Annotated in this window: 18 protein-coding genes; 11 read left to right on the forward strand and 7 right to left on the reverse strand. The window is 60.4% G+C overall.

Annotation, left to right across the window (positions count from 1 at the left end; all coding sequences use genetic code 11):
• Nucleotides 1–84 precede the first annotated feature (84 nt).
• Nucleotides 85–888, forward strand: a complete 804-nt coding sequence (locus SGJ19_20970; protein ID MDZ4782727.1) for a nucleotidyl transferase AbiEii/AbiGii toxin family protein — start codon at nucleotides 85–87, stop codon at nucleotides 886–888.
• Nucleotides 889–1060: 172 nt separating this feature from the next.
• Nucleotides 1061–2047, forward strand: coding sequence for a TIGR01777 family oxidoreductase (locus SGJ19_20975; GenBank protein MDZ4782728.1), 987 nt, complete (start codon nucleotides 1061–1063; stop codon nucleotides 2045–2047).
• Here SGJ19_20975 and SGJ19_20980 read toward each other — a convergent pair.
• Nucleotides 2025–2486, reverse strand: a complete 462-nt coding sequence (locus tag SGJ19_20980; protein MDZ4782729.1) for a hypothetical protein — start codon at nucleotides 2484–2486, stop codon at nucleotides 2025–2027. The genes SGJ19_20975 and SGJ19_20980 overlap by 23 nt on opposite strands.
• Nucleotides 2487–2792: 306 nt before the next feature.
• On the opposite strand from SGJ19_20980, the gene SGJ19_20985 reads away from it, so the two are divergent.
• Together SGJ19_20985 and SGJ19_20990 are read left to right on the forward strand one after the other, a co-directional pair.
• Nucleotides 2793–3416, forward strand: a complete 624-nt coding sequence (locus tag SGJ19_20985; protein MDZ4782730.1) for a 2OG-Fe(II) oxygenase family protein — start codon at nucleotides 2793–2795, stop codon at nucleotides 3414–3416.
• A 48-nt stretch (nucleotides 3417–3464) separates the two neighbouring features.
• A complete protein-coding gene (locus SGJ19_20990) occupies nucleotides 3465–4535 on the forward strand; it encodes a hypothetical protein (GenBank protein MDZ4782731.1) in 1071 nt (356 codons plus the stop codon).
• Between the two features lie 65 nt (nucleotides 4536–4600).
• Here SGJ19_20990 and SGJ19_20995 read toward each other — a convergent pair whose 3' ends face one another.
• The 6 genes from SGJ19_20995 to SGJ19_21020 form a co-directional block, all read right to left on the reverse strand.
• Entirely contained in the window at nucleotides 4601–5413 is an 813-nt protein-coding gene (locus SGJ19_20995) for a class I SAM-dependent methyltransferase (protein MDZ4782732.1), read from the reverse strand.
• Nucleotides 5414–5739: 326 nt separating this feature from the next.
• Nucleotides 5740–6207, reverse strand: a complete 468-nt coding sequence (locus SGJ19_21000; GenBank protein MDZ4782733.1) for an SRPBCC family protein — start codon at nucleotides 6205–6207, stop codon at nucleotides 5740–5742.
• An 83-nt stretch (nucleotides 6208–6290) separates the two neighbouring features.
• Nucleotides 6291–6524, reverse strand: a complete 234-nt coding sequence (locus SGJ19_21005) for a VOC family protein (protein ID MDZ4782734.1) — start codon at nucleotides 6522–6524, stop codon at nucleotides 6291–6293.
• Nucleotides 6525–6572: 48 nt separating this feature from the next.
• A complete protein-coding gene (locus SGJ19_21010; protein ID MDZ4782735.1) occupies nucleotides 6573–7604 on the reverse strand; it encodes a hypothetical protein in 1032 nt (343 codons plus the stop codon).
• Nucleotides 7605–7624: 20 nt separating this feature from the next.
• Nucleotides 7625–8116, reverse strand: a complete 492-nt coding sequence (locus SGJ19_21015; protein MDZ4782736.1) for a hypothetical protein — start codon at nucleotides 8114–8116, stop codon at nucleotides 7625–7627.
• Between the two features lie 42 nt (nucleotides 8117–8158).
• The gene (locus SGJ19_21020; GenBank protein ID MDZ4782737.1) at nucleotides 8159–8518 is read right to left on the reverse strand and encodes a hypothetical protein; all 360 of its coding nucleotides are present in this window, start codon (nucleotides 8516–8518) and stop codon (nucleotides 8159–8161) included.
• A gap of 390 nt (nucleotides 8519–8908) precedes the next feature.
• Between SGJ19_21020 and SGJ19_21025 the strand changes: the two genes are divergently transcribed.
• The 7 genes from SGJ19_21025 (at nucleotide 8909) to SGJ19_21055 (ending at nucleotide 14938) form a co-directional block, all read left to right on the forward strand.
• On the forward strand, nucleotides 8909–9523 hold the full coding sequence (locus tag SGJ19_21025) for a winged helix DNA-binding protein (GenBank protein ID MDZ4782738.1): 615 nt from the start codon (nucleotides 8909–8911) through the stop codon (nucleotides 9521–9523).
• A 17-nt stretch (nucleotides 9524–9540) separates the two neighbouring features.
• Nucleotides 9541–10179: an NADH-quinone oxidoreductase subunit B family protein gene (locus SGJ19_21030; protein ID MDZ4782739.1), complete on the forward strand. Its 639-nt coding sequence runs from the start codon at nucleotides 9541–9543 to the stop codon at nucleotides 10177–10179.
• 85 nt (nucleotides 10180–10264) lie between these two features.
• Nucleotides 10265–11092, forward strand: a complete 828-nt coding sequence (gene sufC, locus SGJ19_21035) for a Fe-S cluster assembly ATPase SufC (protein ID MDZ4782740.1) — start codon at nucleotides 10265–10267, stop codon at nucleotides 11090–11092.
• 95 nt (nucleotides 11093–11187) lie between these two features.
• Nucleotides 11188–12603, forward strand: coding sequence for a Fe-S cluster assembly protein SufB (gene sufB / locus SGJ19_21040; GenBank protein MDZ4782741.1), 1416 nt, complete (start codon nucleotides 11188–11190; stop codon nucleotides 12601–12603).
• 96 nt (nucleotides 12604–12699) lie between these two features.
• Complete coding sequence (gene sufD / locus SGJ19_21045; protein ID MDZ4782742.1) at nucleotides 12700–14007, forward strand: Fe-S cluster assembly protein SufD; 1308 nt, start codon at nucleotides 12700–12702, stop codon at nucleotides 14005–14007.
• Between the two features lie 98 nt (nucleotides 14008–14105).
• Entirely contained in the window at nucleotides 14106–14423 is a 318-nt protein-coding gene (locus SGJ19_21050) for a non-heme iron oxygenase ferredoxin subunit (GenBank protein ID MDZ4782743.1), read from the forward strand.
• Nucleotides 14424–14623: 200 nt separating this feature from the next.
• Nucleotides 14624–14938, forward strand: a complete 315-nt coding sequence (locus SGJ19_21055; GenBank protein ID MDZ4782744.1) for a metal-sulfur cluster assembly factor — start codon at nucleotides 14624–14626, stop codon at nucleotides 14936–14938.
• The last annotated feature ends 7 nt before the right edge of the window (nucleotides 14939–14945 follow it).

Genomic DNA, 14945 nt, shown 5'->3' on the forward strand with positions numbered 1-14945 from the left:
CAGTGTCACTGGTTTCGTCAACACCCAGCAACATGAAGCAGACCTGCCGTTGACTCAACTCATCCCCTCATTCCCCGGAATTGGGTGAAGAACCTTTTTAAGGGAGCCCGCATCCTCAGTCTGCGGCTAGGTGGCGGACGGCAGTCTCTGGATCTTGATGCGAACCTCCGTACTTCGTTCATCGAACAATTCCAGGATCGGAACGATCTACAGCGTGAATTGGAGCGAGCAATGGTCCTCGCGATTCGACGCCGCTTTGATGAACAAGATCCAGTTCGATTTGAGCTTACGCGCCTTCGCGTTACTTCGCATCCTCCACAGAGCCATCCATTGGGTTGGGACGCATTTGTAGCAAAGTTGAGTGTCGAAGACCGCACGCAAGCGGTGAGAGGCCTTCCAGCGATAGCGCTCGACCTGGCAGCTCCGGAAGAACTCCGGGAGACGTCCGTAGGAAGAATCAAGATTGGCGGCCACGAAGTCCATGCCTACACGCTCGAACGCATCGCGGGAGAAAAGCTGCGGGCCTTCTTGAGTTCGCTGCCCACGTACCTCGCGAAAAAGGAGCGATCGGCAGGAGCCGTTCGGGCAAAAGACCTCTATGACATCTCCCGTATTCGTCAAGCTCGTGGTTTGCAGAACGAAGAATTTTGGCACTCGGTTGGGTTAGAGTTCAAACTTGCCTGCAAGAGTCGCTACGTGGACTGCGACGGCCTTTCATCGTTTCATGAGCAGTGGGATGTAACTCGAAGAACCTACTCGGCAGGAATTATTCCGTCCGACATTTCGTTTGACGAAGTCGAAAAAACGATCGACGAGATTGTCGAGTTCTTTGCACGTGTCGGAATCATTCCATTCCAATTCCCGATGCCTCGCCAAGGTAAAACTTGACCCCAACGGGCCTTCGGTGGCCAACTACAACACCTCGACCTTCGATCACAGCCCATTCGCGTCTTTCGTGGTTCCTCTCCTACGACAACACCGCTTCGCGGAAGTTAAAGGTTGCGCTGTTTGACAGTTTATGAAATAGATCGACCGCCATCGACCGTCTCAAGAATCTCCCATGAACATCAGCGAAGCATTTCCATTTGGCCGCATCGTCATCGCGGGCGGTAGCGGCTTCCTTGGAACTTCGCTCGCCGCGCACCTGGCCGAGCTTGGCGCCGAAGTGGTCGTGCTGTCGCGCGGCAATGCACAGGTTCATGGGGCCGTTCGATACATTCATTGGGACGCCCGCACGCTCGGTGACTGGCAGGCTGCGCTCGACGGGGCATCGGCGCTAGTGAACCTCGCCGGGCGCAGCGTGGATTGCATCAAGACGCCCGACCACATGGACGAAATCGTGCGCTCTCGCGTCGAGGCGACACGCGTTTTGGGTCAGGCAGTGCGAAACGTCGCCGCTCCGCCGCCGGTCTGGGTGCAGATGAGCACCGCCCATATTTATGGCGACGCGCCAGAGTTGATCTGTACCGAGGATTCGGCGTTTGGCTATGGACTTGCTCCGCACGTCGGTTGCGCCTGGGAAGAAGCGTTCCGCGCAAGCGTGTTGCCAACTCAACGCGGCGTCGTGCTGAGAACCAGTTTCGTGATTGGCAGAAACCGCGGCGTTGGCGCCGGCGCGCTCGACCGATTGCGAACGGTGGTGAAACTCGGCCTAGGCGGTCGCGTCGGCTCCGGCCGACAAGGCATCAGTTGGATTCACGAACACGACCTGCATCGCATCGTAGATCGCGCGGTCGTCAATCCAGAGATGCACGGCGCCTACATCGCTTCGTCTCCCCATCCAGTTTCTCAAGTCGAATTCATGCGCGCGTTGCGTCGCACCATGCGCATGCCTGTCGGGCTGCCGGCAACGGCTTGGATGGTCCGGTTCGGCGCACACTACTTTCTGCACACGGATCCAGAACTTGCGCTATACGGACGTTACGTGATTCCCCAGCGTCTGCTGGACCAAGGCTTCGAGTTTCGGTTCGACCACCTCGAAGAGGCGTTAGGCGAGGCACTAGCGATTCGGCCGGCTGGCAGTGCTACTTCGCCGGCTCTTCCTTAAACCGCTCATCAATAATCGGCGTGTCCGCCGGCAACTCGATGCGGTTCAAATCGACGATCTCGCCGTCGACCACCAGGCGAATGGACATCAACATCTCCTGGTTTTTTCCATAAGGTTGTTTGTTCATGCACACGCCCGCGGCCCCGTCCTTGTCGACGCGCAAGTGATCGCCGCGCAGCAACGTCAGGCTCGCCCCTTTTCCTTTGACCGCGAGTAAATGAGGCCAGGCGGCCTCGAATTCTTCCCGGCTCGTAAACGGGATGTCGTACGATTGGCCATTAAAATCATGTTGCCAGGACCACGCCTGCTTCCGGAGCGGCTCCAATTCCTCGGGCCAGGTATCCGGCCACTCCCCGCCGGGCCCGCCGAAGGAGATGGCGTACGCCGGACCGGCGGCCAAGGATAAGAACAAGGCCAACAAAACGATTACCCGCTTCATCGCACGTTCTCCGAAATGATTTGAGCGGCGCCCAGGACAGATAACGCCTGGGACGCTGATATATTAGACGAAGCTGGGCAGGATTTTGATTTCGCACAGGCTCACATCGATTCGGCCGTGCCTGGTCCCGGATCGGCGCCGCGTGGGGCGAAATGTGCGGCAGGGAGGTTTTTAGCGTGGTATAAATTAAGGGATTAGTAGGGCAAGTGTATGTCCTACGTCCTGAGGCGTTCGATCAAGTCGAAACCATCAGCGGGGTGTTCAACTAGGGCGCCCCCAAAGCCGTTCTTACCTGGCGGAATTCGCATGGAAAAGCAGGTCGCCTTTGCCTTCCCCACGCCGATTGGACATTTTGAGGTTCCGGATTCCGAAGCCGTGAACCGGGAACTGCGCCGCCTGATTCTCGAGAAGGCGACGACCGTGCCCTCGGAGAATTACAGCAATACCGGGGGATGGCATTCCAAGGCCGACGCGCTCGAATGGCCGCGCGCCGAGATCAAGATCCTCAAGGCGTGGATCTTCGAGGCCGTGCAACACATGGTGAAGACGACGTTCGAGATGATGGAAGGTGCGAACATTCGCACGAGTGGAACCGGCAACCTGAAGGTCGTTGGCTGGGCCAACATCTGTCGGACAGGCGACTATCACCGCATTCACAATCATCCTGGCAGCGCTTGGTCCGGAGTCTATTACGTGAGCGGCGGGACCGACGCCCCGGAGCATCCACTGAGCGGGCAACTCGAATTGCTCGATCCCCGACCGTTCACCGAGATGGTTTCTACTCCCGGCAGCCCGTTCGGACAAAAGTTGCTGGTGAAGGCCCAGTCCGGCATGATGGTCCTGTTCCCGGGATGGCTCTACCACTGTGTGAATCCCTACTTTGGCGCCGGCGAACGGATTTCCATCGCCTTCAATGCCTTGCCCGTCTAGTCGAAACTGAATTGCCAAGGTCGTTCCGCGCGGAACCGAGTGAATACGATGGCTGAATCGACCTTCGCGGACGAGTTGACGGCTTCGCCCGAGCTCTTTCCTTTCGCCTTCCAGCAGGACAGCGACGCGGTTGCGTTCCTACGTCTGAGCCGGGCCGACTACGCCAAAGCGAGCTTCCTCGATGCGCGGATGCTCGCACCCAGCGTCATGGGCGACCCAATCGCATGGGAGCAAGTGCAGAGCGCCGCTGCCGCGCTCCCGCGACGCTGCCACTTCATCTTCCATATTTCGCACGTCGGCTCGACGTTGCTGTCGCGATTGCTTGGCGACGCCCCCGGGCTGTTCTCGCTCCGTGAGCCGAAAATGCTTCGCACCTTGGCTGACGTTCGGCTTCAGCTTGGGAAGCCCGACTGTCCGTGGAACGCTGCCGAGTTTAACCAGCGTCTCGCCACGTTGTTGGGGCTCTGGTCGCGCACTTTCGAGCCAAGCGAAACGTCCGTCATCAAGGCCACGAGCTTCGTATCCGAGATGTCCGAACTCCTCCTGGAGCGCGTGCCCACGTCGCGGGCAATCTTGTTGATCGTCTCGCCAGTTACGTTCCTCGCGGCGTTGCTCGACGGGGCGATGAGCGACATCACTGGCCAGGCGGAGCGGCGGCTGAATCGCCTCCACCAAAGGCTCGGGTACGAGCATTGGCGCTTGGCGAATCTCTCGCCAGGCGAGTGCGTGGCCATGAGCTGGCTGTGCGAGGTCAGTTCTTTACACGCGGCTGCCGCCCGATTTCCGGAGCGCGTCTTCTGGCTGGACTTCGACCACTTCCTGACAGTCCCCACAGGCGGGCTGGCGGCGTCGCTGCGCCACCTGCGCATCGAGGCGGATGAGTCGACCGTGCGCTCGCTCCTCGCGCAACCGACCATGCAGCAATACGCCAAGAATCCGGAAACTGCCTTTGACGTGGGAACGCGCAAGCAACTGTTGCAACAGTCCCTAGAGGTTCACAAGGACGAGATCAAGAAGGGGCTCAATTGGCTCTTCCGCACCGCGAAACTGCCCGGCGTCGGGCGGATGATTGCGGAAATCCAGGCCGCCGTGGAACGGCCGTTCGACGACAAGAACTAAGCGAAATAGTCGTCCGTCGAAATGGGAAAACCACGGCCGCCATCGCGACGAACTCAAAATCACGGCTATTCGCCCCGGAGGAGAGGCATTTTCGCGTACTGCATGGGGATCGTCGCGATCGGTTCTTCGAGCTGCGCGTCGGCGCGCCGGCGACCGACGTGCCGAACGTAGCCCAGGTATTCGCCGCGATCCGCGCCCAGCGTGTTGATTTCGGCTTCGTTGTGTGGGGCTACCAACTTGTGCCAGTCGCGCCAAAGTTGCCAGCCATCGGGCATCGTATCGGCGGTATCAATTTCCATGATGCCGGTCCGTTCCCAATGCCGCCGCCACCAGTTCGCCGAATGCAGGCTCCAGAGTTCCGGCGTCCACCACGCGCGCAGATGATCGGGCAGGGCCCCTTCGATTTCCCTCACGAGCCCGGCGCCCGCAATACCGATCGGGCCTCCTGGCTTTACCAATCGAGCGAGGTAGCTCAGATACATGTCGTCCGTGCCGTAGTAGATGAACGAATCGATACTCACGATGGCATCGAAAAAGTCCGCGGCGTACGGCAACGAACGGGCATCCGCATGAATGGGAAAGACGCCATCCTCGGCGCCGGCATCCCGGATGCGTTGGAGGTTCTCCGAGGCGTCGAACCACAGGTCGGTCGCCCACACCTGCACGCCGAACTCCCGGTGCAGGAAGATCGACGACATCGCGCGTCCGCAACCAAGGTCCAACACCCGCATCCCAGGCCGCAAGTCCATCGCCTCCGCGAGCCATTCGGTCAGCCACAGAGCATTGGCGCCGCCACTAGCGCTGCCAACAACCCATTCGGGATGATACTTCGATGAGCGAGGAAACTTCTCGGAGAATAATCGATTGTCCAATGTCATGTGCATCCGCCTACGTGGATCGACTCGGTTCCAGATCAGCGCGGATTGTACTCGGTCGTATCTGCGCGAGAGCCGAGAAATCAAGCAAAAAAGTCCGTCGGCGCCTTCACCGACAGGCCTCTGCGGAACTATCGTCGGGGCGACTGGACGCAGTAAGAACTTATTGTGGCCAACGTCCGCGGCTGGGACGGCAGCGTGCAGCGAATTCTCGTCGGACAACTAGACGCCAGCCGGCGGTAACGACACACATCATCAGACCGGCCCACTCAAGAAAGCTACGCACTCGCGGAAGCGAATCGACAGGCCGCATTTACCGCAGCGAATGGTTAAGCCTCCCTCTGAGCCACCGACTCCGCCTCGCGCTTGATGGCCTGGCACCGGCCCTCCAGCAACCGCCGCAGGTAGCCGGTCAGATACAAGCGGTCGACCAGCCACCCGAGCGGGCCGAGCGGAGATCGGAACTCCACCTCGTCCGTCATTGTCGTGCGGCCGTCCTGCGCCTCGAACCGGTGGTCATGCGCGAACGATCGGAACGCTCCAGCCGTCATCACATCCCGGAAGTATCCGGGGCGCTCGAAAGTCGTCACCTCGACGGTCAGTCGCTGGCGGATGCCCAGGTGCCGGGCCTCCCAGGTGACCGATTCTCCCGGTCCGATCAGCCCCGTCGTCCGCCCGGCGACCGCACGCTCGCCGGTGCCCACCAAAGAGCGGGTGTGGAAGTCGATATCGCACGCCAAGTCGAAGCACACGTCGATCGGTGCGGCGATGTCTGTGACGAGTCGGAACCTGGCCATTGCACTCCCAAAGCCTCAGTTGTGGCACGGTCTCCCGACCGTGCCACCGCCCCGACCGAAGGTCTCCCACCCCGCACAACAACCTATTCAGAATCGGCCGACGGTTCCAGCGGTTCACCAAAGTAGAGCGTGTGCCCCTGATCGTCACGAATGACGAACTCGCGCGTACTCCAAGCCGTGTCGTGAACATCCTTCACGAACTCGACGCCATTCGCCCGGTACTGAGCGGCTAGCGCGGCGATATCGTCGGTCTCGAAGTAAAGGTGCAAATACCCGCTGGCGCCGACGTAAGCAATCGAAGGATCCAGCTCTTTCACCAACTTCAAATGAAAAGGAGACCATGTACTGCGCCAAGAATTCGCTTGCTATTCGCCTTCGCCACCGGTGGCTTTCCCACTCATTACGCCGCGGACCATTCCCCAGCCTTTCGCCAGCAACCTTCCGGTGAACAACTCCTCGGTAAGGGTGCTCTTCTCCCCGGAGAAGTTGGTCCAAACCGCCTCGATGTACGGCCCGCTGGATTCGCGGAGCGTCGCGTACATGCCCTTTGCGCCGATTTCGTTCAGGCCTTGGCGGTAGTGGTCGAGGATGTGGCGGTCGAAGAGGCTGCCGGCGACTTTCACCGTGGATAGCGCGCCTTGGCTGACATTGCCAAGTTTACCGAGTGAATACAACGTCATCGTCGTGGAGACGCTCCAGACGTCGGCGTCCTGGGCCTTGGCCATGGCGTGCATGTCGTTCCAGAGGCGTTCCACTTCGGCACGCGGCAAAGCTTGCATGATGTCGACGCGCGTCGCCGCGTCGCGGGCTTGCTTGACCGTTTCTTTGAGGCCTTCGACGGAGAGCGGCGGCGTATCAAACGCGCCGGAGGTGACCTTCGCCGTATCCGCCACGGCCGAGAGCAGATCGTCGACGTTGTTGATCATCGCGTTGTCGTCGATGAGATGTTGCCGCTTGAGTTCGACGGACAACTCCTTCAGGAAGTGCGAGGAGCCGTAGGCCACGTCCGCCACGATGGCCAGCGTCGTGAGCGGCGAGAGATGCACCGTGGCCATGCCGGCCAGTTCGATGAAGTTGCCGACCGCCTTGCGCGCGATGAAGTTATCCACCTGTGGCGTGGAGTTCTCCTGCGGCTTGCCTGCCACGCCGGCGATGTCCTGCACCAGGAAGTCGAGCGTCTGTTGCACCAGGATGCGGTACGTCTGCGAATTCTGAAACGCCCGCGGGATCAGCAGCGCGGCGCTTTCGCGCACCGCCCCGCCGACAATGCCGGCGCCGCTGCGGAGCGTCCGCTCGGGAATCGACAGCGTGTACAGCAGGTAGCGCTGCCAGGCGTCCCCCTCGGCGGATTGGGGATCAGGAATCGGCGGCGGGCCGGCGGGAACAGACTCAGACACGGCGATATCTCGTAGTTTGTTCAGGGACTCGACTCGCCAGCGGAACTGTCCTCATCCGGCAGCGGTTCCGCGGCATCGTTCGGCAATGAGAGTAGTTCGCTGGCCCAGGCCGGTAATCGCGGTGCGACGTGCAGAAAATCCACTTCGGGCCCACGCAGCTTCAACAGGATGACGTAGCCGATCGTCAGCCCGATCACGCCGCCGCCGATGATGCCGATCAACTGTCCCAGCCAGTTCGATTTCCGCGTGCGGCGCTGAAGCGCGGCCATCGATGGCGCTTGGCGCAGTTGCTCGACGTTCTGCACGAATTCGACTTGCAGACTCTTGCCGGGCGTTGATTGCGGCGCTGATTCGGCTGGCGTTGCGGACGGAACTTCGTCGCGCGCCGCCAAGGCTTCCGCGACGGCGAATTCCTCTACGCAGAGCGGGCACTGAAACCGCTGATCCGGGATCGCGTCGATCGGCAGGGTGATCCACTGCCGGCAATGCGGGCAAGGGGCGATCGTCGCCATGGCTCCTCCGTGGTTGGCCACCAACAGCGAGCAGTCTACCAACTATTTCACAGCGCCGGCGCGGAGGCCGGCCGCAAAATCCTTGAGCTGCTTGTCGTCTGCGCCGTCCAATACCGTCGGCAGGTGTTGCTCGACCCAAGCCAAAGCGCCGGCATACTCGACATGGGCCAAACGCTGAAATTCCGCGACCAACGGCGCCAATTCATCGGACTGGATCGTGTCCGCCGGCGGCACTTCGTAGAATTCAGCTAGGTAGCGCCGTATCTGCTGCGCGATTTCGACGCCGAAATGATGCCAACCGGTGGTTTCGCCGGAAGCGCTCGCCGCTCGGAGCGGCGTCGAAGTGCCGAGGAGCGCTTTGGTCATCAGGAACCAAGGCGAACGTGCGGTTTTAGTTTGCATGACTACGCCTCACAGTTAACAGCCGCTGGGAAACGAATGCCTGGGGTAGCTCCGACGGCCGTGATCGCGCGCGGAAACACCCCTTCCGAGTTGCGACGATCGGTGATCGACGCCGGGCGGCACGCGTGACGCGGTGATGAGCGATTGGGGGCAGAAGGCGCAGGTGGCCCTAGGAGTCAAAAAGACTACTGCAAACATAGCTTTTGCCGCCGACCGATGTCGCCGCAATTTGCGGCAACCCGCAAATTGTTGCAAGTTATTGTCACAATGCGACTTGCGAACGGACAATGTGACTTGCATGCAACAATTACTCGGCGGCGGCCTATTTTTGACATACATGGTTGTCAAAAACTTGGCGGCCGGTATCATTTCTGATAAGGAATGAGTGATATGGGCACGGTGGAAACATCAGACGACCAAATGCTTGACCTCCTCCGTCGGAGGGGGCCGCAGGGCATTTTGGACCTGGTTCGGACGACCGGCGTCACCGCCACGGCCGTGCGACAGCGATTGACCCGGCTGATGTCGCTGGGTCTGGTCGATCGCGAAGTGCAAAAGCGCGAACGGGGTCGGCCGGGACATTGCTATCGAATCACCGAAAAGGGAAGACACCAGGCCGGCGACAACTTTGGCGACCTGGCTGGCGTGCTTTGGGAGGAGATTCGGGCGGTCCCCGATAGCGAGGTCCGACGTGGTTTGCTGCAGCGGCTCGCGCGAAACCTGGCGCGGCTTTACGAGCGCGAAATCCAGGGCGGGACCTTGTTGGAACGGATGCAGTCGGTAAAACGGGTGTTTGGGCTGCGGGGGGTGGAGTTGGAGGTCAATGCCGCGGGAAACCTGCCGGTGTTGACCGTGCTCGATTGCCCGTACCCTGTCCTGGCGGATAAGGACCGAGGCGTGTGCGCAATGGAACGGATGCTGTTCACCGAGTTGCTCGGGGAGCAGGTTCGCCTGAGCGGCTGCCGCCTCGACGGCCAGGCATGTTGCGAATTTCAGGCGAGTTGACGCGGAAAAGGCGAATCATGACCCGACCATGGATTGAAGGCCGCTTCGAGGAAAACGTCATTACGACGACCGTCGAGCAGGCGATTAACTGGGCCAAGCAATCAAGCATCTGGCCGATGACGTTCGGCCTGGCGTGTTGTGCCATCGAAATGATGGCCGCCGGAGCGGGCCGCTTCGACTTGGACCGCTTCGGGGCGGGCGCCTTTCGGGCGACGCCGCGTCAAGCGGATTTGATGATCGTGGCCGGCACGGTGACGTACAAAATGGCCAGCCGCGTGCGTCGTTTGTACAACCTGATGCCGGATCCGAAATTCGTGATCGCGATGGGCGCCTGCACCGTCGGCGGCGGACCGTATTTCAAGTATGGCTACCACGTCGTCAAAGGCGTTGACCTGGTGGTGCCGGTGGACGTTTACGTGCCGGGCTGCCCGCCGCGTCCGGAATCGTTGCTCGAAGGCCTGATGCGGATTCAAGACAAAATCAAGGGACACAAGGTCTCGAAATCGCGCACCGGCGACGGCGCGATGCACTGGTTCAGCTCGATCGGGCAAAACGGCGACCAACTGCCGGACGAGTTACCGCTGCCCCATCATTCCGGTTACGTGGCTGTCGAAGAACGGCAGCCGGTGTTCGATCATCAGAAAATCACGGGATAGGTGGAGGTGGAGATAGTGGGCGTCCCACGTGTTCCGTTTTCCTTCTACCCAGCATTGGCCCTTGTGGCCGTAACTTGCCAGGCAAATGACTGAATCACTGAAAATTACCGATCTGCATGTTTCCGTCGCCGACAAGCCGATTCTGCGCGGCGTCAATCTGGAGCTTCGCCGCGGCGAAACTCACGCTCTGATGGGCCCGAACGGCTCCGGCAAGAGCACGCTCGGCTATGCCATCATGGGCCACCCGGGCTACGAGATCACGTCCGGCAGCATCACGCTCAACGGGCAAGACTTGCTGGCGATGGAGCCGAACGATCGCGCCAAAGCCGGCGTGTTCTTGGCGTTCCAGCGGCCGATGTCCATTCCCGGCGTCAAGGTCTCCGACTTCTTGCGTCACGCGACGACCAATGTTCGTCGCCCCGATCGCAAAGAAGGCGAAGAGCTGATTCCGATGCGCGAGTTCCGCAAGGAACTTAAAGAAAAAATGGAACAACTGCGGATCGATCCTGAGTTCGCGCGGCGTTATGTCAACGACGGTTTCTCCGGCGGCGAGATGAAGCGCGCCGAGATCCTGCAAATGGCCATGTTGCGACCCAAATTCGCGATCCTCGACGAGACCGACAGTGGCCTGGACGTCGACGCCGTGCGCTTGGCGAGCCAGAGCATCGCCGAGATCGGTGGCGCCGAGATGGGCATCCTGATCATCACGCATCACGACAAACTGCTCGAACACAACACGCCCGACTACACGCACGTGATGCTGGGCGGCCGCATTGTGGAGACCGGCGGACCTGAACTGGCCGCGGAGTTGCACCAACGCGGCTACGACCGCATCCGGGCGGCCTATCCCGAAGCGGCGGCCGAAGAAGCCGCGATGCAACGCGACGGCAAGAAACTCCAAGCCGTCGGGTAAGTAGGTCAGGCTTTCCAGCCTGACGGTATCACGAACGGCGCATGATTCTGTTGCGTCAGGCTGGAAAGCCTGACCTACGTGATTGAGATATTCCTATGGCTACTGATTTGAAGACGGAAGCGTTTGATGTCGGCGCGGTCGAGATCAACAAGTACGACTTCCGCAACGAAGAGAACTACGTCTTCAAGAGCCGCAAAGGGCTCGACGCGGAGATCGTGCGCCAGATTTCCGACATGAAGAATGAGCCGGATTGGATGCGCGACTTCCGGCTCAAGAGCCTGGAAATCTACAACTCCAAGCCGACGCCCAAGTGGGGCGGCAAGATCGACCTCGACTTCCAGGACATCTTCTATTACATCAAGCCGTCCGACCGCCAAGGGCGCACCTGGGACGACGTGCCCGAGGACATCAAGAAGACCTTCGACCGGCTCGGCATTCCCGAGGCGGAGAAGAAGTTCCTCGCCGGCGTGAAGGCGCAATACGAAAGCGAAGTCGTTTACGGTTCGCTCCGCGAAGATCTCGCCAAGCAGGGCGTGCTTTTCACCGACACGGACAGCGCGATTCGCGAGCATCCGGAATTGGTCCGCGAGTATTTCGCGAGCATCATTCCGCCCGCGGACAACAAGCTCGCGGCGCTCAACTCCGCGGTCTGGTCGGGCGGTTCGTTCATTTACGTCCCCAAGGGAGTTCACATCGACTTCCCGTTGCAAGCCTATTTCCGCATCAACGCGGAGAACATGGGGCAATTCGAGCGGACGCTGATCATCGTCGACGAAGGGGCGCAGATTCACTACGTCGAAGGTTGCACCGCGCCGATGTATTCCAGCGAAAGCCTGCACTCGGCGGTCGTGGAAATCGTCGTCAAGAAACACGCCCGGTGCCGTTACACGACGATCCAGAACTGGGCCAACAACATCTACAACCTGGTGACCAAGCGGGCCATGGCCTACGAGGCCGCCACGATGGAATGGATCGACGGCAACCTCGGCTCCAAGCTGACGATGAAGTACCCGTCGGTCTACATGATGGAGCCGGGCGCGCGGGGAGAAATCCTGTCGATCGCCTTCGCCTCGAACGGACAACATCAAGACGCCGGCGCGAAGGTCGTGCATTGTGCGCCGCACACGTCGAGTCAAATCATCTCGAAGTCCATTTCCAAGAACGGCGGGCGCTCCAGCTACCGCGGATTGGTCAAAGTCGAGAAGGGGGCCAAGAAGGTCAAGTCGAACGTCGTGTGCGACGCCTTGATCCTCGACCCCCAAAGCCGCAGCGATACGTACCCGTACATCGAGGTCGAAGAACAGGACGTCTCGATCGGCCACGAAGCGAGCGTCTCGCGAATCGGCGAAGAGCAGTTGTTCTACCTCACCAGTCGCGGCCTCAGCGAAGCCGAAGCCAGCACGATGATCGTCGCCGGCTTCATCGAGCCGCTGGTGAAAGAGTTGCCGATGGAATACGCGGTCGAAATGAACCGCCTGATCGAACTCCAAATGGAAGGCTCGGTCGGGTAGGACGAAACGATGGACGTCGAATGACGAATTAATTTTTGAGCATTCTGCATTCATCATTCATCATTTCGCTTTAACCAGTACACACGATGGTGATCGATGACGACGGCGGTGGCGGAAAAGAAGGGTTTTACTGAGCAGGCATTCGACGCGTTTCTGGCTGCGCGGCAGGAGCCGGATTGGCTGACGGATCTGCGGCGCGCGGCGTGGAAGACGTTTCAACAATTGCCGATGCCCGAGCGGCGGCAAGAAGAATGGTTGCGCACCGACATTCGCTTGCTGCGGCTGGATAACTTCGGCTTCCCGACCGACGTTGCCGGACCGAGTACGCATCCGGCGCTCTTGGCCGAAGGCGTGGAACTGGGCGGACGCACCGCCTCGCTCGACGGACAACTCGTTCACACCTCGCTCGCTGACGCGTTGGCGAAGCGCGGCGTGCTGTTCGGATCACTCTCCGAGTTGGCCGCTTCGCATGAGTCGTTGGTCCGCCCGCTCCTGACGCAGCGCGCGATTCCTTCGCAGACCGATAAGCTCGCCGCGCTCCAGGCTGCAGCCTGGTCGGCGGGCACGCTGCTGTACGTGCCGCGGGGCGTGGCGATCGAACAACCGCTGCACATTCACTCGGCGATGACGGCTGGCGGCGTCGATCTCGGTTACACGCTGGTCGTGCTCGAAGACGGCGCGGAGGCGACGCTGCTGTCCGAAACCGCCGGCGATGAGGGCTCCGCGCTGCATTGCGGTGCGATCGAACTCTACGTCGGCGCTGGCGCGAATCTGCGTTACGTCAACTTACAGAACTGGGGACGCGGCACCTGGCATTTCGCGCATCAGCGCGGTCAGGTCGGACGGGACGCCACGCTGCAATGGACGATCGGCGCGCTCGGCAGTCGCCTCGCGCAGGTCAGCCAGCACGTCGAACTCGTGGGCGCCGGCGCGAACGTGCAGGTGAACGGCGTGATGTTCACCGAAGGCAAACAGCATCTCACTTACAATACGCTGCAACACCATCAGGCGCCGAGCTGTCGGAGCGATCTGCTCTACAAAGGCGGGCTTCAAGACGCTTCGCGATTGGTGTGGCGCGGAATGATCAAGGTCGACAAGGCGGCGCAAAAGACCGACGCCTACCAGCGCGACGATAACCTGATGCTCTCGGACGCCGCGCGAGCGGACTCCATTCCCGGCCTGGAAATCGAAGCCGACGACGTCCGCTGCACGCACGGCGCCACGGCTGGCCGCGTCGACGACGAGCAACTCTTTTACGCCCAAGCCCGCGGCCTGTCGCGCAAAGAAGCGGCCCGATTGATCGTTTCCGGCTTCTTCCAACAAGTCTTCGATCGGATCACGATCGACAGCGTCCGCGAAGCGCTCGCGACCGCGATCGACCGCCGCGTGCGAGAAATCGGTTAACACAGTTTCCTTTCGCTCCGCGAAAGGATTTGCTTTCGCGGAGCGAAAGCCGACGATGTTCGATTCCGCTCCGAAATCCAATACGTCCTAGTTTGATTATGCCTTCTTTCGTCCGTGTCGCCACCGCCGCTTCCGTTCCCGATCCCGGCCGTGAATTGGTCGAGGTCGACGAACAACTCATCGTGCTATTGCACGTCGGCGGGGAGTTCTTCGCGCTCGACGACGTCTGCACGCACGACGGCGGGCCGCTGAGCGAGGGCGCGATCGACGATCACACCATCGCCTGCCCTCGGCACGGGGCCAAATTCGACATCCGCACCGGCGCGGCATTGACGATGCCAGCCACGCATCCAACGCGATCGCACGAAGTGAAGGTGGACAACGGCGAAGTGTTTGTGAGAATCAACGACCTATAAGAGGATTCACCACGGAGAACACGGAGAGGGGAATGACGAATGAATGTCGAAGCTCGAATGACTAATTGAGCGGCGCGATGTACCAAGCCTTCAGACATTCGACATTCGGATTTCTTTCGTCAATCGAATTTAGAAATTCGTCATTCTCACCCCCTCCGTGCTCACGGTAGTGAATCCTCGTAACTGCCCCTGGTGAAACCATGCCCATCTCGGAAGAATCCGTTCGCGAGTCCCTAAAGCAGGTCGTCGATCCGGAGTTGTTTGTCAACGTGGTCGACCTGGGCTTGGTCTATGTCGTGACGTTGAACGAAGCCGACGAAAAGACCAACGTCGAAATCGAGATGACGCTCACCAGCCCGGCCTGCCCGGCGGGGCCGCAGATCATTCAGAATTCGAAAGACGTGTTGGGACGCATGGAAGGGGTCGGCGAGGTCGCGGTCAAGCTCGTGATGCTGCCGCCGTGGACGCCGGACCGGATGACGGAAGACGCGCGCGATCAGCTGGGCATTTTCTAAACGAAAC

This window comes from Planctomycetia bacterium (assembly GCA_034440135.1).
Taxonomy (GTDB): Bacteria; Planctomycetota; Planctomycetia; order Pirellulales; family JALHLM01; genus JALHLM01.

Excerpts from the sequence above, each read along its gene's own strand:
- SGJ19_20975 (MDZ4782728.1), top strand. The coding sequence starts at position 1,061 with ATGAACATCAGCGAAGCATTTCCATTTGGCCGCATCGTCATCGCGGGC.
- SGJ19_20980 (MDZ4782729.1), bottom strand. The coding sequence starts at position 2,486 with ATGAAGCGGGTAATCGTTTTGTTGGCCTTGTTCTTATCCTTGGCCGCC.
- SGJ19_20985 (MDZ4782730.1), top strand. The coding sequence starts at position 2,793 with ATGGAAAAGCAGGTCGCCTTTGCCTTCCCCACGCCGATTGGACATTTT.
- SGJ19_20990 (MDZ4782731.1), top strand. The coding sequence starts at position 3,465 with ATGGCTGAATCGACCTTCGCGGACGAGTTGACGGCTTCGCCCGAGCTC.
- SGJ19_20995 (MDZ4782732.1), bottom strand. The coding sequence starts at position 5,413 with ATGACATTGGACAATCGATTATTCTCCGAGAAGTTTCCTCGCTCATCG.
- SGJ19_21000 (MDZ4782733.1), bottom strand. The coding sequence starts at position 6,207 with ATGGCCAGGTTCCGACTCGTCACAGACATCGCCGCACCGATCGACGTG.
- SGJ19_21015 (MDZ4782736.1), bottom strand. The coding sequence starts at position 8,116 with ATGGCGACGATCGCCCCTTGCCCGCATTGCCGGCAGTGGATCACCCTG.
- SGJ19_21020 (MDZ4782737.1), bottom strand. The coding sequence starts at position 8,518 with ATGCAAACTAAAACCGCACGTTCGCCTTGGTTCCTGATGACCAAAGCG.
- SGJ19_21025 (MDZ4782738.1), top strand. The coding sequence starts at position 8,909 with ATGGGCACGGTGGAAACATCAGACGACCAAATGCTTGACCTCCTCCGT.
- SGJ19_21030 (MDZ4782739.1), top strand. The coding sequence starts at position 9,541 with ATGACCCGACCATGGATTGAAGGCCGCTTCGAGGAAAACGTCATTACG.
- sufC (MDZ4782740.1), top strand. The coding sequence starts at position 10,265 with ATGACTGAATCACTGAAAATTACCGATCTGCATGTTTCCGTCGCCGAC.
- sufB (MDZ4782741.1), top strand. The coding sequence starts at position 11,188 with ATGGCTACTGATTTGAAGACGGAAGCGTTTGATGTCGGCGCGGTCGAG.
- sufD (MDZ4782742.1), top strand. The coding sequence starts at position 12,700 with ATGACGACGGCGGTGGCGGAAAAGAAGGGTTTTACTGAGCAGGCATTC.
- SGJ19_21050 (MDZ4782743.1), top strand. The coding sequence starts at position 14,106 with ATGCCTTCTTTCGTCCGTGTCGCCACCGCCGCTTCCGTTCCCGATCCC.
- SGJ19_21055 (MDZ4782744.1), top strand. The coding sequence starts at position 14,624 with ATGCCCATCTCGGAAGAATCCGTTCGCGAGTCCCTAAAGCAGGTCGTC.